1 protein-coding gene is annotated in these 892 nt (G+C 74.0%); it reads left to right on the top strand.

Annotated features, from left to right (window positions below):
* Window positions 1-892: TolC family protein (locus G4D85_RS48415; protein ID WP_164021923.1), on the top strand; the 892-nt coding region annotated here is incomplete at both ends.

Below are 892 nucleotides of genomic sequence, written 5' to 3'. Positions count from 1 at the left end.
GACGCGCGCCGCCGCCTCACCCTGGGACTGGCGCAGGTGCTGGTGGCCACCGTGGCCGCCGAGCGCGCCGCCGAAATCAACCGCGTCGGCCTGCAGCGGGCCCTGGAGCGCGAGGCCCTCACCCGGCGCACCTTCGAGCTGGGCGCGGGCAACCAACTGGACGTGGTGCGCGTCAGTCAGGACGTGGCCGTGGCGCGCGGCGCCCTCATCGCCGGTGACGAGCAGCTGCGTCGGGCGCGAGAGTCGCTGGGCTTCTCGCTGGGCTTCGGCCAGCCCTTCGGCGTGGACCCGGCCTTCAACCTCCAGGGACTGGTGGACCAGACGCGCAAGGACTGCGCCCCGCTGGAGAGCCTGGAGACGCGGCCGGACCTGGTGGCCGCACGCGCGCAGGTGGACTCGGCGCGCGACAGCCGGCGGCAGGCCTCGGCGGGCTACCTGCCCACGCTGGGCGTCAGCAGCACCCTCTTCGGCCTCACCACGGACCCGGGCTTCGGCCGCTTCGCCACGTGGAATGTCGCCGCCGTGCTGTCGGTGCCCCTCTGGGAAGGCGGCGGACGCGGGGGCCTGGTGCGCGAGCGCGCGGGCGTGGAAGAGCAGGCGGCCGCCGCGCTGGAGAGCGCGCGCCGCGACGTGGAGCTGGAGGTGGCCCAGGCCCGGCGCGGCGTGGAAGTCGCCGAGGCGCTGGTGAAGACGGCGGTGGAGTCGAGAGACCTCGCCGACCGCACCGACAAGCTCACCCGCCGTTCCTTTGAAGTGGGCCGTGGCAGCAGCCTCGAGCTGGTGCAGAGCGGAGCGGCCCTTCGCCAGGCGGAGCTGAACCTGGTGCTGCGTGAATTCGAGCTCGTCCAGGCACGCCTGGACGCATTCCTGACGGAGGCCCGGTGCGACTGGT

The organism is Pyxidicoccus trucidator, from assembly GCF_010894435.1.
Lineage (GTDB): Bacteria > Myxococcota > Myxococcia > Myxococcales > Myxococcaceae > Myxococcus > Myxococcus trucidator.
This window is presented reverse-complemented; position numbering and strand designations above follow the sequence as displayed.